This window comes from Fibrobacter sp. UBA7003 (genome assembly GCA_002449765.1).
In the GTDB taxonomy this organism is placed as follows: Bacteria; Fibrobacterota; Fibrobacteria; order Fibrobacterales; family Fibrobacteraceae; genus Fibrobacter.
Window position 1 is genome coordinate 231851 of record DJXN01000012.1, and the last position, 21659, is coordinate 253509.

The following is a 21659-nucleotide window of genomic DNA, read 5'->3' on the forward strand; positions in this document are numbered from 1 at the left end:
AGTTGCCATCTTATGATTATATAATGTAGTACCACTCCTCGCTTTGGGTAATTTCTTCCGTCTTGTGTTGCTTATCGGTAGAAACGTAGTCCATTTCGAGGCTCTTCATGCTCACGCGGGTATTGGGCGCGACAGAACTCGTGATGAAGGCACTGCCACCGATAATGGCATTTTCGCCTACAACCGTATCGCCGCCTAGAATGGATGCGTTCGCGTAAATGGTTACGTTGTCCTGAATTGTCGGATGACGTTTTTTGCCGGAGAGGCGCTGGCCCCCGCGCGTCGAGAGCGCACCGAGAGTCACGCCCTGATAAATTTTCACGTTATTGCCAATAACCGCAGTTTCACCAATCACAATGCCCGTACCATGATCAATAAAGAAGTACTTGCCGATGGATGCACCCGGATGGATGTCAATTCCCGTCTTGGAATGCGCATACTCAGTCATGAGCCGCGGGAGAACCGGAACGTGCAAAAGGTAAAGTTCATGGGCAATGCGGAAAATCGTTGTCGCCATAAGGCCCGGATACGCAAGGATAATTTCGTCGAGGCACCCAGCGGCAGGATCGCCATCAAAAGCGGCATGCAAATCGGTTTCAAGACATTCGCGAATCCAAGGAATCTTCGCAAAAAATTCCTTGCAGATGCGGTAGCTTTCAATCTTGCGCTCGTCCGAAGTCATGGTACCACGGAGCTTGCAATAATCAAGAGCGATGGCCACCTGCTTGTGGAGATGGTAAAAAGTATCTTCGATAATGACCGCGAAGCTATTCTTCGGGTTGTAAATTTTGTGCGAGCGGTCCCTGAAATGTCCGGGATAAACCACACGGATCAGGTTCTGCAAAATCGTCTGAATCTCGGCCTGGTCGGGTCGATTATAGATGTCAATGTTGTCGATATGCTTGCCGCGATTGTAATCGGCAAAAATCGTCTGGACAGCTTTTTCGACTTCTGATTCCTGGATAAGTTCGTGCATGAGTGCTCCAATAAAGACGATAGAACGGCTCTACGAGCCTATAGACGAAAGACGAAAGGATTTTTTTACATCTTTCGTCTATCGTCTTTAGTCTTTCGTCTAACCTATGCGAACGTCTTCAGCGCCCTCACGAGTGCGTCGATGTCGTCCGGAGAGTTGTACAGCGCAAGCGTCGGGCGAACGGTACTTTCGTAACCGAAATGCCTGAGCACCGGCTGTGCGCAGTGGTGACCTGTACGTACAGCGACACCGTAGGCATCGAGCCTCTTGCCCACTTCTTCGTCGGAATAACCGTCGAGCTTGAAGGCGAGAGCAGAAGCCTTGTTGAGTGCCGTACCTACAAGGTGCAGACCCTTGACGGCCTTCAGTTCCTTGAGGCCATACTGCAGCAGTTCATGTTCCCAGCGGAACACGCAGGGCATCCCGATTTCGGAGAGATACTGGAGCGCAGCACCGAGGCCAACAGCGTCGGCGATGCTTCCGGTTCCCGCTTCGAACTTGTTCGGGATTCCGTTGTAAATCGTGCGTTCGAACGTCACATCGGCAATCATGTTGCCGCCACCGTGATACGGGCGAGCCGCTTCCAGCAATTCCTTCTTGCCGTAAACGACGCCGATACCGGTCGGGGCAAACACCTTGTGTCCAGAGAACACGAAGAAGTCTGCGTCGAGGGCGGAAACATTCACCGGAATGTGCGCGATGGACTGTGCACCATCAATGAGGATTCTCACGCCGTGCCTGTGGGCAATGGCGATGAGTTCCTCGATCGGGGTGACCGTACCGAGCACGTTCGAGACATGCGTCACGGAAACGAACTTGGTGCGTTTGGTGAACAGTGCCTCGTAATCGTGCAATTTGAGCTGGCCGGTAGAATCACACGGAATCACCTTGATAATCGCACCCGTTTCTTCGGCAATGAGCTGCCACGGCACGATGTTCGCGTGGTGTTCCAGGATGGAGACAATGATTTCGTCACCCGGCTGGAGCGTCGGCTTCACGTAAGCGTTAGCCACTAGGTTGATTGCCTCGGTGGTACCGCGCACGAACACGATTTCCTGCGAAGACGGGGCCCCGATAAAGTCGCGCACGATGTTACGGGCGTTTTCGTAGGCATCCGTCGATGCAGCCGCGAGCGTGTGGGCACCACGGTGCACGTTGGAGTTCTCGTTTTCGTAGTAGTACTTGAGACGGTCAATCACCACCTGCGGGCGCTGCGTCGTAGCACCGTTATCGAGCCAAACGAGAGGATGCCCGTTGACCTGCTTCGAAAGAATCGGGAAGTCGCTACGGATTTGCGCAAGATTCTTGGAACCGATGCGGATGGATTCGTTGCGGGAATTGGAGCCGCTGTTAGCGTTGCCGGCCTTGTTCACGGAATCGCCTCCGAGAGAAGTCGGAGCGTCTATCGGACGAGCGTTCTGTGCAGCCTGCGTTTTGGACACGACCTTCGGGGAGTAACCCTGTGCCGGTGCGGGAGCCGCCGGAACATCGCCGAACTGCGACACAAATTCCGCTTCGGGAACCGCAGGGGCTTCCACGGAGTTGAGCCATGTATCGCTAGAATTGCCGCCATAAGCGAACGGAGCCGAAGAAGTCGGCTGGTCGCCATAAGTCGCAAACGGATGTTCCCAGTCGAATGCGGGAGTCTGGTTGATGGCAGCAGCCCCCTGGGCGGCGCTCACTCCCTGAGCCGCCGAAGCGTTCTGCACTTCGGGTGCCGCGGGAGTTGCAGCATAAGCACTGTCCGTCAGGTCGGGAAAGTACTCATTTGCCAACTGCTCCAGTTCAGCCGCATTGGGAACTCCGGCGAGCTCTTCCAGCGATCTGGTATCTGGATTATTCGTAATCATAGTATTCGCCAACCTCTACGTCTTCGAGAACTGCAATGGCATCGTCGGCAAGGATAGCCGCAGAGCAGTACAGGGAAAGCAGGTAAGAAGCAACGCCCTTGTTGTCGATGCCGCGGAAACGCACGGAAAGGCCACGAGAGTGTTCGTTCTTGAGACCGGCCTGGAAGAGGCCAATCACGCCGCGCTTGGCTTCGCCAGTGCGCACGAGCAAGATATTGGTCTTGCCACCCTGGGACTTCGGGTTCTTCACGCCATCCACGAGGAGCTTGTCGGTCGGAACGAGAGGAATGCCACGCCAGGTGAGGAACTTGCCACCGGCGATATCGACAACAACAGGCGGCACGCCACGGCGGGTGCATTCGCGTTCGAATGCGGCAATGGCACGCGGGTGAGCGAGGAAGAAGGACGGTTCCTTCCAGACCTTCGAAATGAGTTCGTCGAGATCGTCCGGTGTGGGGCGGCCATCGGCGCGGAGCGGCTGGATGCGCTGGGAATCAGCCACATTCTTCAGCAGACCGTAATCGTCGTTGTTGATAAGCAGGCTTTCCTGACGTTCGCGGAGCGATTCGATAGCGAGGCCAAGCTGTTCCTGAACCTGGTCGTACGGAGAGCTGTAAACATCTTCGATAGCCGTGTTCACGTTGATAATCGTAGAGATGGAATTGAGCTTGTATTCGCGCGGTTCGGTTTCGTATTCGACGTAGCCTTCCGGAATAATGTCGGTCTTCTTGGTCTGGCTGCAAAGAACATCGAGCGGGGTTTCGCCTTCCACGACCTTGTTCACACGGAACAGGCCCGTTTCGAGACCCTTGAATTCAAGGAACTTGGTGAGCCACTTGGGAGTCAGCGCACCAAATTGCGGCTTGGTCTTGGTGACGTTCGCCAGGTTGTAGGCAGCCTTTGCGCCAAGCGCATTGATGCCGGTTTTCTTTTCTGTAGCTTCATTTGCCATAGTGGTTTACCTCTTGGGTTTGTGTTAAGTGTTGCAGTTCTATAAAGTTTTGTTTCCTATCTGTTTTGTAGGATTTTGCAAGAAAAAATTTTACAGCCATGCCCCTTCGTGCGAGAACATGATGTCCTTCATGGCATCGACGCCGCCCTTCAGGTTGTAGAGCGGCCCCGTGTAGCCCGCTTCGCGCAAGGTGTTGATGGCGAGAATGCTGCGCTTGCCCTGCTTGCAGATGAATACCGTATCCTTGTTCGGGTCCAGTTCTTTTTGCCTGCGGGCCAGCTGCCCGATGGGAATCACAATGGCGTTCGGGAAGCGCAAAATCGCGCGCTCATGCGGCTCACGCACATCCACGATAGTCATCGGGTCGCCATTGTCAATCTTCTTCGCGAGTTCTTCGGGAGTAAAGCCCTCCACCGGAATTTCGTTTTCGGTCTTGAGCCCGCAAAGTTCATCGTAATCGATTTCCTCGACATCGGTAATCGTCGGGTTGCTCCCGCAAATAGGGCAGTTCCTGTTGCGTTCCACCTTCAAAATTCGCGAGGTCAGGTACAGGCTATCAATATGCAGGAGTTTTCCGTTCAGGTGCTCGCCGATACCGAGAAGCAATTTGAGCGCCTCGTTGGCCTGGATGCTCCCCACAATGCCCGGAAGCGGACTGATCGCACCACCTTCGGAACAGGAAGGAATGAGCCCCGACGGAGGAGGCGACGGGAATTGGCAACGGTAGCACGGTCCGCCGTCCAGATTGAAAATGCCCACCTGGCCCTCGAACTGGTAAATCGCGCCGAACACGACGGGAATGCCGTGCAGCGCGCAGGCATCATTAATGAGGTAGCGAGCCTTGTAGTTGTCGGAGCAGTCGACCACCAAATCGTAACCGTCAATCTGTTCCAGGATATTCGAAGAATCGAGCTGCACCTTCTCAGCGATAAGTTCGATATTCTTGTTGATATTCTTTACTTTGTCCTTAACGGAGGCGACTTTCGGACGCTTGATATCGCGGGTTCCGTGAAGCACCTGGCTCTGCAGGTTTTCGAGCGAAACCTCGTTGAAATCGATGACCTTGATGGTCCCGACACCCGCCGCGGCTAGGTACTGGATTACAGGCGAACCGAGCGCGCCCGCACCCGCGACAACGACCTTGGCCGCCTTGATGCGCTTCTGGCCTTTCACGCCGATTTCCTTAAGCATTAGGTGCTTGCCGAAGCGTTCCACCTCGTTGTCATCGAAGGCGACTTCCTTGCGCCTCTCGTCCGAAATGAGACTTTCGACCGCAGCGTTCTGCGATTGATCAACAGGCGCTCCGCCCGCAATCGCAGGCAACAACAGGATTTCAGTCTCTTCGGGAAGCGGCGTTTCCCAGAGGGTTTCCACCGTCAGGTTCTTGCCGTTGACATAAATCTGGATAAAATTCCGTAATTTTCCACCATCATCGTAAAGGACGTTCTTGGCATCCGGATACATGTCCAAAAGGATGGCGAGAGCCTTCCTGACCGTACTCGCGGGAATTTCAATCCGCGCATTCCTACCAAAAAAATTTCTAAGGGTAGCCGAGATGTATATTTTCACTTTTTCCTCCGTACAAAAAAAAGTGGCTTTTTGAACAAAATAACCAACAGGATTATTTTCAACGCGAAATATAGAACCGGATTTTGCCTATGTCCAATACTTAATTTTTATGCGGAATTATCGGTTTTATTTATAACGCCTATAACGGCAAAGCCTTGTCAGCATTTGATATCATTTTTATAACTTCTGATGTCGGCAATCCCCTCCCTTGTCACGGAAACTATCACGTAAACAAGCCCAGGGACCATGTTTTTGGCATCTTCCCTGGACGGGATTGCCTCATAATCGGGATGCGAGTGGTAAAAACCGACTATTTCAAGCCCGCTTCCCTCGATTTCCCGCTCCACCTGGTAAAGAAAGAGAGGGTCCGCCTCGAAATGCGTCCCTCTCCCCTCTCCCTGAATCCGGTTAGGCAAAGCACGTATTTCCGTCACCTCGAACTTGCCATCCGGGGCGTTTTTCCCGAGCAAAATCCCGCAACATTCATGTGGATAACTTTGCCGGGCCTCTTCTGCAATACGTTGCCGCCAGCTCATTTCTTAACGCTAGACACTCGCTTCCAGGATTTTCTTCGCAAACACGTCGCGACCGATGCGGTCGATGGTGTACTTGAAGCGTTCACCGGGTTTCGCGTTCTCGGCAAAGAACGTGATGGCCGCATCGCAGATGTCCAGTAGTTTTTGCTTGTCCTCGACAAAGGGGATAATCGTTTCGCCCTTGTTGATATTGTTGCCGAAAAGCCCGCCGAAGGAGACGATGTAGCCGTGGGTATCTTCCCAGGCATCCGTCGGGCAAGACTTGTAGCAGCGACCGCAGAAGTTGCACTGCGATTCGTCGAAGATGACCTTCTTGTTTTCGACCTTGATGGCTCCCTTGCGGCAAGTCTTTGCGCAGAGCCCGCAGCCGATGCACTTGTCTTCGAGCCACTTGACCTTGATGGCACCCTTGATGCCCACGTCGTTTTCTTCGGCCTTGAGGCAGTTATTCTGGCAACCGGTCACGCCGAACTTGAACTTGTGCGGGAGTTCGCGGGCAAAATAGCGGTCATCGAGTTCCTTAGCGAGCGCGTAGGTGTCGATACATCCGCTAGGGCAAACGGCTTCACCCTGGCACGCCGTGATGGTACGCACGCGCGGTCCGCAAACGCCCGGTTCCACGCCGCCTTCGGCCAGGGCCGCCTTCACGTCTTCTACGTTTTCGAGCTTGATGAACGGAATTTCGACGCTCTGCCTGGAGGTCAAATGAGCGTAACCTTCGCCGTACTTGTCGGCGACTTCCGCGATTTTAGCGAGCTGGGTAGCGGTCAGGTTTCCGCCCACGACGCGCACCCGCAGCGAGAAGTTGTTCTTCTGCTTCTGGCGCATCCAACCGCCCTTTTTAAGAGTTGCATAATCCGTTGCCATATTTTTGTGTCTCCGTTTTTTTCATGCCCGAGAAGGCGGGCATCTCCGTTTAAATCTTCTTAATCGCTTGTTCGAAATCTTCCTTCAGATCCTCGATATTCTCGATACCGATGCTCACGCGGATAGTCCCTTCGAAAATTCCCGCATGTTCCTTCTGTTCCTTGGAACTGTGCGTAAAGATGGTGCTTTCCGGGTGTATCACCAGCGTGCGGATATCCCCGATGTTGGTGGCGATGGTGGCGTACTTGAGCCCGTTAATCAGCTTGAACGCCCTTTCCTTCGTGCCCGCATCAATCGTGAGGATTGCGCCTCCCCTGCCGCCAAGTTGCTTCTGCACCAGGTCGTAATAGGGGCTGCTTTTCAGGGCCGGATAGTTGACAGAAATGCCATCAAAGCCCTGCAAAAATTCCGAGAGTTGCAGCGCATTGCTGCACAGGCGATCCATGCGCAGGCCGAGAGTCTCGAGCCCGAGCGAATTCAGGAAAGATGTCTGGGGAGCAACGCAGCAACCCACATTGCGCCAGATTCCGTTGCGCAGTTTCGCAATGTAGGCGAACTTGCCAAAACGTTTGTATTCCTCGAGGCCCTTGTAGCGGGCGTAATCCCAAGGAAAGTTCCCGCTATCAACAATGAGACCGCTAATCGCAGAACCGCTGCCGTTAATATACTTCGAAGACGAATGCACCACGATATCCGCGCCGAAATCGAAGGGATGCACAAGGTACGGGGTTGCAGTCGTGCTATCGACGATAAACGGGACACCGCCCTCGTGGGCAGCATCCGCAACGGCCTTCAGGTCAACGACATTCAGTTTCGGGTTCCCGATAAGTTCGGTAAACACCGCCTTAGTCTTTTCGTTCAGTTGCTCGCGGACGCTTTCGGCGGTCACTTCGGTAACGAACCGCGTCGTGATGCCGAACGCCTCCAGGTCGTGGAACAGGTCGATAGTGCCGCCAAAAAGCCCGGCACTCGCAATCACCTCGTCACCCGCGTGCAAAATGTTCAAAAGCGAGATCGTCACCGCGGCCATGCCCGAAGAGCAGGCCACCGCGCCAATGCCCTTCTCGAGCGACGCGATTCGGCGTTCAAAGGAATCGTTCGTGGGGTTCGCGATGCGCGTATACGCAAAACCTGGAGCCTTGTTGTTGAACACGGCTTCGAGTTTTTCGGCAGAATCCTGTGAAAAGGCGCTCACCTGATAAATCGGCGCAAGCGTAGAACCGCTACATCGGTCACTACCAAAATTCTGGTGCAATAAAGCAGTATTGAATTCCATTCAGCATGTCTCCGTACATTTTTTTATCCGCAGCCAAATATAGAACGGGATTTCAACCCCGTCCAATACTTAATTTTTATGCGGAATTATCAGTTTTTTCTATAACAAAGCCGCATCCGTTCGTTAAATCACCACCACCGGCTCACGCAGCGACTTGTTTTCGAGCAGGGTCGCGGTATCGCCCTGAGTCACGAACATGCGATAGATGAACACATCCACCTTCTCGCCCACCTTGATTCTCGGCTGATCGAAGGAGCGCCGCGCCGTAAGCAAGACCCCGTTCACGCGGACGCGCAGTTCGATACCGTAACCACGGAAATCCACTTCTTCCACGACGCCTTCTTCTGCAGAATTCTTGTACTTCTGCACTTCAGTTTTCTTGGTGACCTTCACGAATTCCGGGCGCACAATCGCGTTCTCTGCATTTTCGAGAACGTCAAAACGGCGGAAATTACTATAGTCCTTGAAAATGCTAGGTTGCCCGAAGAACGATGCCGTAAAGGCGGTTTTCGGGTTGCTGTAGACCTCGTAAGGCGTGCCTACCTGCTCGATGCGGCCCCTGTTCGTGATGATGATTTCGTCGGCGACTTCGATGGCCTCGTCCTGGTCGTGGGTCACAAAAATGCTCGTGACGCCGAGTTTCTGGATCATGCCCTTGAGCCAACTGCGCAGTTCCTGACGCACCTTCGCGTCGATAGCGGCAAAGGGTTCGTCGAGCAGGAGCAACTGCGGATTGGGAGCGAGCGCACGCGCGAAGGCAACACGCTGGCGCTGCCCGCCCGAAAGTTCGCTCGGGTAACGTTTCTCGAGCCCGGAAAGGCCCACCAGTTCCAAGAGTTCGTGGACACGTTCCTTGATTTCATTTGCGGGCTTCTTCGCAATCTTCAAACCGAAGGCCACATTGTCAAAGACGGTCATGTAGCGGAACAGGGCGTAGCTCTGGAACACGAAACCGATACCGCGCTTGCTCGCGGGCACATCGTTGATGACCTTCCCGTCGATGATGATTTCGCCACTGTCCGGGTTCTCGAGCCCCGCAATCATGCGGAGAATCGTCGTCTTGCCCGAACCGCTCGGGCCCAGAAGGCCAATGAGTTTCCCCTTCTCGATGCCGACAGTCACATCGTCCGAGGCCTTGAAATTTCCGAAATGCTTGTTGATATGTTTGAGTTCGACGTACATAAAATCTCCTATTTCACAATCGTCATCCCCGCTGTCATTCTGGAGGGGCAAAGCCCCGATAGAATCACGGGGATCTAATTTTCAAGGCTATTTCTTTCTTCCCTTATGTTCAATGACGCTTCTTGCAACCAGAATGAGAATGGCAAGCATCACCAGTATCGACGCCACCGCAAACGCAGGCACGTACTGGAACTCGTTAAAAAGGATTTCCACATGGAGCGGGAGCGTGTTCGTCTTTCCGCGCAGGTGGCCCGAAATGACAGACACCGCACCGAATTCGCCCATGGCGCGCGCCGCACAAAGCACGACGCCGTAAAGGAACGCCCACTTGATATGCGGGAAGGTGATGCGCCTGAAAATCGTGAAGCCCTTCGCGCCCATCAGCGCCGCGGCCTCTTCCTCGTCGGTTCCCTGCGATTCCAGCACCGGAATCAGTTCGCGCGAAATGAACGGGAAAGTCACGAAAATCGTTGCAAGCACGATTCCCGGCACCGCAAAGACAATCTTGATATCGGCATCCTGCAACAGCGGGAAAATCGGGCTCTGACGGCCAAACGTAAGCAAGAAAATGAGACCCGCGATAATCGGCGAAACCGTCACCGGCAAGTCGATGAGCGTCGCGAGAATCTTTTTGCCCTTGAACTTGAACTTCGTGAGGCTCCAGGCGGCACACAAGCCAAAAACCGTGTTGATGGCGACCGCAAAGAACGAAGCCTCTAGCGTAAGGAGTATCGCCTTGATGGTGTAATCGTCGGCAACCGCCTTGCTGTACACTGCAAAACCTTGCTTGAACGCTTCGGTAATCACCGTAATCAGCGGGAGAATAAGCATCAGGAATACGAAAAGAAGGCTTATGCCAATCAGCGAATACCTGACCAGCTTAGAACCCTTCGTATCGCGATGAAGTCCACCCTGTATAGCAGTACTCATTAGCTACCTCCCTTGAGAATCTTGGCGTTCCTGTTCTGCACCACGTTCACCAGGAACAACGTAATGAACGAAGCCACCAACATCACGAGGGCAATCGTCGTCGCGCTGGAATAGTCGTATTCCTGGAGTTCCGACATGATGATGAGCGGTGCGATTTCGGTTTCGAAGGGCATGTTGCCAGCGATAAACACGACGCTACCGTATTCGCCGAGGCAGCGCCCGAAAGCAAGCCCGAAACCCGTGAAGATGGCGGGAATCAGTTCCGGCAAGATGACCTTCCAGAAAATCCGCATGCGGCTTGCGCCCAGCACCCCCGCAGCCTCTTCGTAGGCGGGGTCCAGCTTCTCGAGCACCGGCTGCACCGCACGCACCACGAACGGAATGCCGATAAACACGAGCGCCACCGTGATGCCGATGCGCGTAAACGCAATCTTGATGCCGAAATTCGCAAAAAAGCCGCCTACAAGTCCAGTATCCGCAGTGAGCGCCGTAAGCGCGATGCCTGCCACCGCAGTAGGCAACGCAAACGGGAGCTCAATCGTTCCATCTACGATGCGCTTGAGCGGGAACGTGTAACGCACCAGCACCCAGGCGAGAATCACGCCCATCACCGCATTGATAAGCGAGGCGACAAAAGCCGTCAAGAAACTCACTTTAAAACTAGACAGTACGCGCGGCCGCGTAATGACGTCGATAATCTCGCTCGCACTCATCTGGGCCGAAAACACGACTAGCGAGGCAAGCGGAATCAACACCACCACGCTCAAAATCGCCAGGGTCACCCCTGTTGTAAGGCCGAAGCCCGGTATGACAACACTCTTTCTTTTCATAAGCGTCGCCAAATATAGAACGGGATTTCACGCGTGTCCAATACTTAATAATTATGCTGAATTATCAATTTTTTCTATAACAAACGGGGATGCAATTGAAATTTGAAATATTTATATTACCACTGAAAATTTGGAGGCATTAGATGAGTTTGACACTTGAACGCGCAAAAGAAATCAACAAGGGCCACGTGACCGAAGAATCGCTGGTCATCCATTCGCTCAACGTGTGCTACGCCATGGGAGCCATGGCCAAGCACTTTGGCGAAGACGTGGAACATTGGCAGGCAGTGGGCTACCTGCACGATTACGACTACCAGGAATTCCCCGAAGAACACCTGCAGCACACCGAAAAGGAACTGCTCGCGCAGGGCGTTTCCGAAGAAGACGTGCGCGCCATTTTGGCACACGGTTTTGAAATCGTGAACCAGGTGGAACCCAGGACGAACATGGAAAAGAGCCTGTTCACCGTGGACGAACTCACCGGAATCATCCAGGCCTGCGCGAGAATGCGCCCCAACGGCATTCTGGACCTCGAAGTGAAAAGCTTCGTGAAGAAGTTCAAGGACAAGAAATTCGCCGCCAAATGCAATCGCGACTACATTTTGAAAGGCTGCACCCTGCTCGGCATGGACGTGAAAGACGTCGCCGCCATCTGCATCGAGGGCATGCGTGAACACGCCGCAGAAATCGGCCTGGCAGGGAACGCCGGGGCATAATGTCGGATTAATGTCGGAATGAAAAACACATTTGTCGGGGTATTTGTCGGTGTAAATGTCGGGGTAAAAAACGACAAAAAATGGGCGTTCCCCGGCTCGTTTACCCTCGCCGGGTCGGGCTATACTCGCTTCGCTCCCGGAGCCTTGCTTTGCGTCATGGCGGACTCGATCCGCCATCTAGAACCAAATAGCGCAAGTCTCCGCCCTTACGGGTCACTATCCCTAACGCAAAAAGCTACGAAACTGTCGTTTTTGCGGCATCTTTTTTTATTTGCTCTAAAACAGATCCTATCAACGTATTTATCTCTCGTTTTTCGTCTTCAGTAAGCATTGTAGAAACAATATCGTCAATGGTTTTCTTGCCTATTTTACGATTGTAGCGATCAGTTTTACTCAACAACACTATTAATTCTTTTTTTATACCATCGGCATATTCATCTATGGCTTTTGTGGTCAAAGAAGATTGCATGTTGCTTATAAGATTGCGCAAGACGTCTTCCTTTTCGATACCGGTAAATTCAACTTCTTTTAAATAATCCGAAAGTAAATTTAAAAGACTTTTAACATCATTTTTTCCCCTTAAGTAATATGCGTCAACAGGCAAAACTATTGACAGTTTATCAAGCATAGACTTGTAGTCGTTCTCTAACTCTTTTAATTTCTCAAAAGAATATTTCTGAGAAAGAGGTACAATTGTATTTTTCAATTGAGGATAGAATTGTTTTTTTATGCTTTCGATTGAATCGTCATCCATCTTAGGGAAGATTTTCCTTATTTCTTGAAGGTAATAATCTACATAAGCATCTATCATCTTTTCGAAATTTAGACGATTAACTAGAAAGAAAACCTCTAGAAGGTAGTGTATCGATTCGTTTATTATTTTGGTTTCTTCGGATTTGCGATTCTTATAGTGAAGCAGATGCGTGGAAATGCCGCCTATTAGTGTGCCCAATATTGTCCCACAAATACCAATCAACGCAACAATAATTCCTGACATGCGACGCCTCCTTTACCCCTTTGTAGTATAATCTTTTTTTCCTTTGTTCTTTTCCGCGGCCATCGGCATATCGCCAAACTCATCTTTCTGCTTCGGCATTTTATAAATGCGCCCTGCGACATCCTCATTAGCCGTAGCATTCACCGCTTCATCCGCTTCTTTGGCTTTCTTCTTTAGGCTCTTGTAAATCTCGCCCATGAATATGCCGAGAACTTCTTTCTTGATTTCATTATTGTTCAAGAGCAGCGAGAAGAAACTTTCGTTCTGATCGAGACCTTCAATCAACGCATCATCGATGTTGTCGTAGAACGGGAAAGCGAAATCCTTTTCCGTGTTGGATGCCGCACTCTTCTTGAGGTTCTCGTTTTTCATCATGATGTCGCGAATCTGCAAAGCGGCCTTCACGGCAACGTCGGTATCAAACGCAGTTCCGTTCTTGCTGTTGATTTCTGCGATAATCTCGGACAGTTTCTGCTTCTTGTCTTCGGTGAGGCCGAATTTTTCGGCAATAGGCAATTTCAGGAACGGTTTAGAAACTAAATTCGGGGCCTTATGTTCTTCATCCTTTTTCTGGACAAAGTTCCCTATCTTGATTTTCCCCTTCAGCGAGAAACCGTTACCCGCTTGGCGGATATCTAGGTATGCAAGCAAAGCGACAATGAAATTGTATTTCTTGTGCAAGTCAACATCGCTGAAATTCGTCACCTGAATCATGAATTCATAGAAACGCACGAAACTGCGCAACAGCGCGACAAATTCCAGCTGTTCTTCGAGTTCATACTTGTCAACGAATTTCTGCGCACGCACAAGCAGGCTGTTGATTTCAGCCTTCTTCTTGTCCATCAACCCCTTGTACATCCACTCGTTAAATTTCATTACGTCATCGTAATCGATAATGCCATAGGCATCAATCTTCTTTTCGAGTTCGTAGATATTTCTTGGGTTTACCGAGTTGGCAAGGAATGTCGAGGTGTAATACGGAGCAAACGCCGCCTTCATATCTTCGTAATCGTTCTTAAAGTCGAGAATAAAGGTCTGCTTTTTATACGGGGCGCAAATGCGGTTGAGTCTCGAAAGTGTCTGCACGGCGTTGACTCCGCGCAATTTCTTGAGGATGTACATTGCGCAAAGTTTCTTCTGGTCAAAACCCGTTTGGTACTTGTTCGCCACAAGCAGCACCTGATATCCGTCCTTGTCGAATTTTTCAGGCAACTTGTCTTCGGAAAAACCGTTCATCTTGGCTTCGGTGTATTCCACATCGTCCAACTTCACCTTGCCCGAGAATGCGACAAGCGCCTTGATATCGCTATAGCCCCTCTTGCTCAGGTATTCGTCAAAAGCCAATCGGTACTTGACCGCTTCCGGGCGCGAACCCGTAATGACCATCGCCTTGGCATTGCCGTCCAGTTCGGCCATCACGATAGATCGGAAATGTTCCACAATCACTTCAATACGCTGGGCGATATTGGTATCGTGCAGTTCCGCCGCACGGGCAATCTGGCGTTTCGCCTTTTTGGTTTCCAGGGTCGGGTCATCCTGAATAGCCTTGTTGACCTGGTAGAACGTCTTATAGGTGATGTAGTTCTGCAATACGTCCAGAATAAAGCCTTCTTCAATCGCCTGCTTCATTGAGTATGTATGGAACGCTTCGCTGTGGCCATCTTTGTTGATGCGCCCGAACAGCTGCAACGTCGTGGGCTTGGGAGTCGCCGTAAACGCGAAAAACGACACGTTATCCTGTTTGCCGTTCCTGTTGATTTCATCGACAATGGAATCTTCTACGTCGATTTCATCTTCGCCGTCGGCCGCAGAACCCGCCGAAGCCCCCTTGCCGAGAGCCTTGGTAATGGCAGCCATATTTTTGCCCGCAGTAGAGGAATGTGCCTCGTCGATAATGACGGCGAAAGTCTTCCCCTTGAGCGAGGCGACCGAATCTACAATGTAGGGGAATTTCTGGATTGTCGTCGCAATAATCTTCGTGTTTCCTTCGAGCGCCTTGCGCAAATCGTCCGAAGTACAGTCGTCCTTCATGGGCTTGAAAAGCCCGGACTTGTGCTCGATTCCGCTGATAGCCGCCTGCAACTGTCTATCGACCACCACGCGGTCAGTCACCACCACCACGTTGTCAAAAATCTGCTTGTCGTCACTGTCGTGCAGCGAAGAGAACCTGTGCGAAAGCCACGCGATGGTATTTGTCTTGCCACTACCCGCGCTATGCTGAATCAGGTAATTGAACGCAGACCTGTTTTCGCCCACATCGGCAAGGATCTTTCTCAGGCAATCCAACTGATGGTATCGCGGGAATATGACTGTTTCCTTCTTCGTCTTTTTTCCGGTCTCGCTATCCACCTTATCTTCGACCTGGATAAAGATGTAGCGCGAAATCAAGTCGAGAATCGTATCCTTGGTCAGGATATCTTCCCACATGTAGTGCACGGGGTATTCGTCTTCGCAAACGGGGTTCCCCTTGCCAGCGTCCACTCCGTTGCCATCGCCCATATTGAACGGCAAGAAGGTTGTCGTTTCGCCTTCGAGCCGTGTCGTCATATAGACTTCGTTCAGGTCCATCGCGAAGTTCACCAGAACGCCCGACTTGAACAAGAAAAGCCGCGTCTTGGGGTTGCGTTCCGTGCGATATTGTTCAATGGCATGCGAATAATTTTGCCCCTGCGGATTGGACTTGAGTTCAAGCGACATGATGGCAATCCCGTTCAGGAATATCACCAGGTCAATGCGTTCCTTGTCGCTCGCCTCGACTTCTTCGGCCACCGAGAAAATATTTTCCTGGAACTTCTTCAAAAGTTCCGGATTGAAACCCGTAGCGGGTTTGCTATACATCAAGTCCAGGTGCTGGTTCGCAATGTCGAAACCGTGCTTGAGGGTCGCAATCAGGCTGCCGTCCTTTTGGGTCACCTCGCGGTTGAAGCAGTTGAACAGCGTCTCCTCGAAATCGCCCTTGAACATCTTGCGGAGCATTTCGACTTTCTTGGGCTGCGTCTTGGTCAAAAACTCCACGAGCAGTTCGCCATCTATCGCAAAGCGGCGATCGAAGTTCTCATTCGTGCGCACACGGTAGCCGTTATGCTCTTTCAGGTAATTGAGGATTCCGCGCTGATAATCGTAACGTTCATTGATAGAGAACTTCATAGCGTATTCCCCCTGAACAAATCTTCCATTGTGATTTCTTGTTGTGCAACGCTGCTGTTTGCGCCTTCGGCAACACCGTAGGTAGTCACCATTGTTGGTACGACGGCATACTTAGTTTTCGTCTTGGTTCGGAACAATTCAGCCCTGTCGCGAATGAAGTCGGCGTAATCTGCAGATACCTGATATTTGCCCAAAGCGAACTTCATTTCGCACAGGTTTATCGCCCTGTCCGCCCTCGAAATGACCATGTCAATCTGGGCTCCCTTTTCAGAATCGTTTTTGGGAACGTATCTCCAAGCGGAAACTTCCGTCGCTATGCCGGCAATGCCCAGTTTCTGCTTTATGGCATCGACATGAGTCATGCAGACTAGTTCAAAAGTCTGCCCCTGCCAACTTTCTACGCTATGCGAGTTGAAGTGCTTGCTCCACCATTGTTCATCAAGGGAGTTATTCGCCTGCACATACTTGAAATAAAAGAGCGTATAAAAATCAGACAACCGGTAGATGGCGTCCTTGACCTTGTTGCCGAGCTGACTATAACGCAAAACGAAATCGCATCGTTCAAGGTTTTTCAGCACAACTGTCAACATTTTTCCATCGAAATGGACCTGTTTCCCTATTTCAGAACGAGTCATGCCCTCTTTGTGATTGGCAAGCAATTGCACCACTTGTATATAGTATTCCGCATGGGAGAATAACGCATTGTAGAGTTCGTCAAATTCTATTTTCAGCAAAGCGTTCTTGCGGAAAAAAAGACGGTCGATGTTCTGGACAAGGCTCAAGCGGGTGTCCAGCAGACTCCAGTAAAACGGGACTCCGCCCAAAATCATGTATGCCTGGAGAATCTGGTATCTATCCCATGCACACCTTCTGGCTCGGAGATATTGTTCCGACTCGTAAAGCGTAAAGGGGCTCAGATAGATGCTGTTCGTAATGCGGCAATGCAACCCGCCCTGGTTCTCGACGAGCTTATCGATCATCCAGCTGGTCGCACTGCCCGTTGCAACAAACAAAATGTCTTTGCGGCGGGCGGCCCAACCATTCCAAAAGTTTTCGAACTCTTCGACAAAATCCGATTTTGGGGTGTCAATCCACGGCATTTCATCAAAAAAGATGACTTTCTTATGGTCGCTGGATTGCGACTCGATCCATCCGGTTAACGAATCGAATGCTTCGGACCAATCGGCAAACTCTGGCAATTTTGGCAAACGCGCGTAATGCTTGATGGCCTTTGCAAAGTTTCGCAACTGCTTTTTTACGGGCAGGTTATGACCACCGACAAAAGAAAAGTCGTATTGACGGTTAAAGAACTCTTCTACAAGGAAGGTTTTGCCTACGCGGCGACGGCCATAAACAACAACGAACTCCGACTGGTCACTTTTTAAGCAACGGTCGAGTTCCCCTATTTCGCGGTTTCTTCCAATCAGGTTCATCGGCATCCCCATGCTGTTTCCCTAAATATACTCAAAAATCGGACCAATAGTTTCCCAAAAGTGATATTTTTTACGAGATTTGGGAAAATATATGCTAAAAACTACGGATAATTTCCCAAATCTGCAAATTTTTATGAGATTTTGGAAATCTTGCTATTTCTAGGAAACTTCCTTTTTGCCGGTGACGTATTCGAAGATGAGGGATTTCTTGTATTCGTCCAGGGTTTCGAGCTGACGCTGCTTATCGGCGATGGTCGCATCGATCTCGGAACATTTTTCGTCAAGATAGTCGGCGATAGCCTTCTGTTCTTCGTCATCTGTACAAAAAGGAACGGCCATATTTCCAAAATCAAAACCCGTCAACTGATTTATTGTTGAAGTAAAAAAAGATCCAAGATAATACGAAAAGATTCCTGAATTTAATATGTAATAAATGTATTTCGGATATTTAGTTCTAAAAATCATCATAAAAGCACCATAGGTAATACGCCCATTACCAATGTCTTCAATAATTGCGTTTTTACCAATAAGTTTTCGGCTTCCATTCCTTGAACAAATGAGGATGTCACCCTTTTGAACAATCAATTCATGCGGGATTCGACAAGAAACAAAAACATTGTCTTCGAAAGATAACTTACCATCTTTTATATTAGAAGACCGTAATACTAAATATCCCTCATCAGAATCGCAGATATCCGTAGGGGAATAAGTCAAGCCATTTCTTACTTTCCCAAGTTCTTTTAAACGTCGGGTAACCCACCCTTCGGGAATTTTGCCGATCCATTCGATGCCGCTGTCTTTTAATTTGGCTTTAGGATTGAGACCTTTGGTAACGGCTTCGGTAATGACCGATTTCTTGTAGTCGTTCAAAATGTCAATCTGCTTCTGAATATCCGAACAAATCGAATCAATCTCGCCACACTTCTCATCCAAAAAATCCGCAATCCTCTGCTGCTCTGCAAGAGGAGGGAAACAAACTTCAAAATTCAAGAGCATTGGCAAACGAACGGACGGAACTGTAGACTGGGCACTTCCCTTATCCATCACAGAAGGAAACAAGTTACTAATGTAATAGAAAAGGAAATTTGAATTCACTTTAAAATTATATAAGCGGTAAACTCTTTGATGAACGGCATATTTTCCAAGCGCATGGTGAAAGACTCTGCCCGCGCCCGCGCCATCACCAGCCATTAAAATTCCCTCTCCGTTAAATGTAAACTTTGTACTTCTTTCTACTATTGGAGAACGGACATAAAAAGGATATTCGCCATCAGGATCGGCATCTTGAGTATCACTATCGCCAGTCGTTATATCACACAAATAACGCAACCGAATAAAATCCCATTCGGTTGGCATTTGGCCAACAATATCAAGACCACTATCCTTCATCTTACGCATGCTTGCCCCCAACCTTACCATAGTTAGCAGTCAAATAGTTCACAAACGCAGAGCAACTCACCAGCATAAACTCGGCTTCTTCAAAAGTGACATCATTCTCGAATAGTCCTTCGGCATGTCTAATACCATTTTCATCACTTGTATAAGCGTATAGTTTAATTAAGGCTACCTCAAGAACGGGATGAATTTTCAAATTATTTTTCTTAAGAATTTTAAGTGCATCAGGGAGAGTCGCCTTATCGTTGCCAACAATAATCGAGCAAATTGATTCTACCGCAGAAATACTTTCTTTGATGCAATTTTTATAATCCTTATGTTCTCTATCTGCAATAAATCCTACAGCCTTTTTTATATGTGTTCTCGGTCCTTCAAATTCGCCGCTACACGCATCTTCAATAGACTTAATTTCGTTTTCATCTGTAATAGGAACAATCCGACCATCAACAAAGCGATATCCTACATATTCCTGTTCAAAAACGCTATTTATTATTTGATCAATAGGCTCTTTTTGCTGTATATCATGATAGTGATAAGTATAAAGTTTTTCCAACAAATCAAAAACTTCATTATAAGGAGCGTTAGAAATGATTTTTTCTATATAGGGAATTAAATTGTGCATATCGTAATGAAGAGATGCATTGAATCTAATTCCTAATACATATGTGAAAATTAGTTGACACAATTGATTTTCTTGATTATATAAGGGGCTCCCATATCGATCATAAAATTTATCACGATTAAAATATCTGTAGAGACTCACGGAAATAATGTTGAACAAAATATTCCTTGTTCTATCATCCAAATCATCAATCTGCATCTGCGTATTGCAAGAGCCCATTCCATGAGCCTCGCTAAATCCGTTACGGACATGAATCATACTTACACGTTCAGCCATATACTACCCAAACAGTTTTGCAATGCGCTTGTTCACAGACTTATCGAGTTCTACAAATTCCTTCGCCAAGTCCTTGCTCGCCTTGGGCTGCTGATATTTGTAGAAATACCGAGTGAACGGGATTTCGGCACCTGTTTTCACGATAGGCTTCTTGGCACTTACGTCTTCTTCAAAGAAAGCCTTTGCGTCGGGAATATGCGGCAGCACTTCGCGAGCCATGTAATCGTCGATGCTTTCGGTGTACTTGACAATTTCGGTATCCTTCGAATCGTTATCCCAAAGCACGTTGCCTTTCTTGTCTTTCTGGATTTCGGCGTCCTTGTCCATTGCAGAAAGGCCTTCCGCAATCCTGTCGAGCAACTTCTTGTCCACATCGGGGAGCAGCTCCGACAAACGCGCCATAAACGAAACCGGCTCCATAAACTTCTTCTTGCCAGTATTCGCCTTCAGCGTTTCCATGATGGAATCGTAAAGGGGCTTGCCCGCCTTCAGTTTTTTAAGGAGATTTTCTTCCTTGGCGGAAAGTTCCTCTTCGGAATTTTCAAGCTCGTTCACCTTCGCTTCGTCATAGACCGTGTTCAACGCACCCGACACAACCAGGTTCTCGATGCGTTCATCGTCGATGGCGTAACTGCGCTGCAGCGGCTGCTTGACCACGTATTCGCGGTACATAAACTCTTCATTATCGTAAATCTGACAAAGTTCATTTTCCTCGAAGTTTGCATACAGTTCCGTAATCTTCTTGCGATCTTCGGGTGTAATCTCGTTTCGCTTGTTTCCAAGGCTCTTGCGCAACTTGTGGTATATCCCGCTTGCGTCGATGAGCTGCACCTTGCCACGGCGTTTTTTGCTCTTGTTCTTGGAGAGTACCCAAATGTAGGTCGCGATACCCGTGTTGTAGAAAAGGTCTGTGGGGAGCGCGATAATCGCTTCGAGCAGGTCGTTTTCCAGAAGCCAGCGACGGATCTGTGATTCGCCCGAGGCCGTGCCGCCCGTAAACAGCGGGGAACCGTTCTCGATAATGGCCGCGCGCCCACAAAGGTCGTCCATTTTGTCAACCGCCGACTGGATAAACAATAGCTGCATATCGCCAGTAGCAGGCAGGTAACCCGCACCCCAGCGGCTGTTCGCCTTGCTCTTTTCCTTGTAAACGGCTTCCTCGACACCTTCGGCGGCGTCCTTGCCGCCCCACGGCTGGCCAAACGGCGGGTTTTCCACCATAAAGCGCATCTTGGTATTTGTAAAACTGTCCGCTTTCATGGTATCTTGCAGGCGGATGTTCTCGGCGTTCTGCCCCTTGATAAGCATTTCGGCAAGGCAAATCGCGTAAGATTCCGGGTTCACCTCCTGCCCGAAGAGTCGGATGTCTGCTGTCGGGTTGAAGCGCTTCACGAAGTTTTCCGTCGTCGAGAGCATACCGCCCGTACCGCAGGCCTGGTCGCACACCGTAATCACCTTGCCATCTTCGAAAATGTCGTCGCAGCCCTCGGCAAGCAAAATGTTCACCATCGTCTTGATGATGTCACGGCCCGTGTAGTGGTCGCCCGCCTCGGCGTTTTCAGAGAATCTGCGAATAAGGTCCTCGAAAATGTAGCCCATCTTTACGTTGTCTATCGTTTTCGGGTCAAGATCCAACTCCGAGAACTTCTTAATGACACCATAAAGGCGGTTGTGCTTGTCCATCTTGTCGATTTGCTTTTCGAAATCGAGGCCCGACGAATTGCTCATGATGATTTCTTGCACGTTCGGCGAGAACGCGTTCAGGTAGCTCTTGAAATTGGCCGCGATATTTTCGGAATCGTTCAAAAGTTCGGAGAGTGTGTATTCGCTCGTGTTGTAGAACTGGAATTCCGAAATCTTGCACATCGCCTTGTAGGGGTAGTTCGGATTTTTCTTGAACTGCGCCACAACCTTCGCCTTGGTCTTTGCAAGCGCACATTCGAACCTGCGGACAATCACCATCGGGATAATGACATCCTTGTACTTGTCGCTCTGGTAAGGGCCGCGGAGCGTGTTCGCGATGGACCAAATAAAGTTGACTTCAGTCGAAACATCTACCGGGGAATCGTCAAAAACGATGTCGATGACCTTGTTCTTGGGCATGA

17 protein-coding genes are annotated in these 21659 nt (G+C 49.9%); 1 reads left to right on the plus strand and 16 read right to left on the minus strand.

Annotation, left to right across the window (positions count from 1 at the left end; genetic code table 11):
- Nucleotides 1-16: 16 nt before the first annotated feature.
- The 10 genes from B2952_RS09250 to cysT form a co-directional block, all read right to left on the minus strand.
- A complete protein-coding gene (locus B2952_RS09250) occupies nucleotides 17-976 on the minus strand; it encodes a serine O-acetyltransferase (protein ID WP_072810166.1) in 960 nt (319 codons plus the stop codon).
- Nucleotides 977-1080: 104 nt separating this feature from the next.
- Nucleotides 1081-2826 carry a SufS family cysteine desulfurase gene (locus B2952_RS09255; protein WP_290734851.1) on the minus strand — a complete coding sequence of 582 codons (1746 nt, stop codon included), beginning with the start codon at nucleotides 2824-2826 and terminating at the stop codon, nucleotides 1081-1083.
- Entirely contained in the window at nucleotides 2813-3778 is a 966-nt protein-coding gene (locus B2952_RS09260) for a family 2A encapsulin nanocompartment shell protein (protein ID WP_073115771.1), read from the minus strand. The genes B2952_RS09255 and B2952_RS09260 overlap by 14 nt, the downstream gene beginning before the upstream one ends.
- Before the next feature lie 90 nt (nucleotides 3779-3868).
- Nucleotides 3869-5347, minus strand: coding sequence for a molybdopterin-synthase adenylyltransferase MoeB (gene moeB / locus B2952_RS09265; protein ID WP_290734854.1), 1479 nt, complete (start codon nucleotides 5345-5347; stop codon nucleotides 3869-3871).
- A gap of 158 nt (nucleotides 5348-5505) precedes the next feature.
- Complete coding sequence (locus tag B2952_RS09270) at nucleotides 5506-5883, minus strand: M67 family metallopeptidase (protein WP_290734856.1); 378 nt, start codon at nucleotides 5881-5883, stop codon at nucleotides 5506-5508.
- A gap of 9 nt (nucleotides 5884-5892) precedes the next feature.
- Nucleotides 5893-6750 (minus strand): 4Fe-4S binding protein, encoded by an 858-nt coding sequence (locus tag B2952_RS09275; RefSeq protein ID WP_290734859.1) that lies wholly within the window; start codon nucleotides 6748-6750, stop codon nucleotides 5893-5895.
- A gap of 49 nt (nucleotides 6751-6799) precedes the next feature.
- Complete coding sequence (locus tag B2952_RS09280; RefSeq protein WP_290734860.1) at nucleotides 6800-8026, minus strand: O-acetylhomoserine aminocarboxypropyltransferase/cysteine synthase family protein; 1227 nt, start codon at nucleotides 8024-8026, stop codon at nucleotides 6800-6802.
- Between the two features lie 123 nt (nucleotides 8027-8149).
- On the minus strand, nucleotides 8150-9208 hold the full coding sequence (locus tag B2952_RS09285) for an ABC transporter ATP-binding protein (RefSeq protein ID WP_290734862.1): 1059 nt from the start codon (nucleotides 9206-9208) through the stop codon (nucleotides 8150-8152).
- An 87-nt stretch (nucleotides 9209-9295) separates the two neighbouring features.
- Nucleotides 9296-10138, minus strand: a complete 843-nt coding sequence (gene cysW / locus B2952_RS09290; RefSeq protein ID WP_097035163.1) for a sulfate ABC transporter permease subunit CysW — start codon at nucleotides 10136-10138, stop codon at nucleotides 9296-9298.
- Nucleotides 10138-10968, minus strand: coding sequence for a sulfate ABC transporter permease subunit CysT (cysT, locus tag B2952_RS09295; protein WP_290734863.1), 831 nt, complete (start codon nucleotides 10966-10968; stop codon nucleotides 10138-10140). The genes cysW and cysT overlap by 1 nt, the downstream gene beginning before the upstream one ends.
- A 143-nt stretch (nucleotides 10969-11111) precedes the next feature.
- On the opposite strand from cysT, the gene B2952_RS09300 reads away from it, so the two are divergent.
- A complete protein-coding gene (locus B2952_RS09300; RefSeq protein WP_173382325.1) occupies nucleotides 11112-11684 on the plus strand; it encodes an HD domain-containing protein in 573 nt (190 codons plus the stop codon).
- A gap of 235 nt (nucleotides 11685-11919) precedes the next feature.
- Here the strand turns inward: B2952_RS09300 and B2952_RS09305 are convergent, their stop codons facing one another.
- From B2952_RS09305 to B2952_RS09330, 6 genes are all read right to left on the minus strand, one after another.
- Nucleotides 11920-12681, minus strand: coding sequence for a hypothetical protein (locus B2952_RS09305; RefSeq protein ID WP_173382324.1), 762 nt, complete (start codon nucleotides 12679-12681; stop codon nucleotides 11920-11922).
- A 12-nt stretch (nucleotides 12682-12693) separates the two neighbouring features.
- Nucleotides 12694-15828, minus strand: a complete 3135-nt coding sequence (locus B2952_RS09310) for a type I restriction endonuclease subunit R (protein WP_290734866.1) — start codon at nucleotides 15826-15828, stop codon at nucleotides 12694-12696.
- Nucleotides 15825-17261 carry an AAA family ATPase gene (locus tag B2952_RS09315; protein ID WP_290734868.1) on the minus strand — a complete coding sequence of 479 codons (1437 nt, stop codon included), beginning with the start codon at nucleotides 17259-17261 and terminating at the stop codon, nucleotides 15825-15827. The genes B2952_RS09310 and B2952_RS09315 overlap by 4 nt, the downstream gene beginning before the upstream one ends.
- 159 nt (nucleotides 17262-17420) lie before the next feature.
- Nucleotides 17421-18659: a restriction endonuclease subunit S gene (locus B2952_RS09320; RefSeq protein WP_290734870.1), complete on the minus strand. Its 1239-nt coding sequence runs from the start codon at nucleotides 18657-18659 to the stop codon at nucleotides 17421-17423.
- Nucleotides 18652-19554 carry an AbiJ-NTD4 domain-containing protein gene (locus B2952_RS09325; RefSeq protein ID WP_290734871.1) on the minus strand — a complete coding sequence of 301 codons (903 nt, stop codon included), beginning with the start codon at nucleotides 19552-19554 and terminating at the stop codon, nucleotides 18652-18654. The genes B2952_RS09320 and B2952_RS09325 overlap by 8 nt, the downstream gene beginning before the upstream one ends.
- A gap of 3 nt (nucleotides 19555-19557) precedes the next feature.
- Nucleotides 19558-21657 carry a type I restriction-modification system subunit M gene (locus tag B2952_RS09330; protein ID WP_290734873.1) on the minus strand — a complete coding sequence of 700 codons (2100 nt, stop codon included), beginning with the start codon at nucleotides 21655-21657 and terminating at the stop codon, nucleotides 19558-19560.
- Nucleotides 21658-21659: the final 2 nt, after the last annotated feature.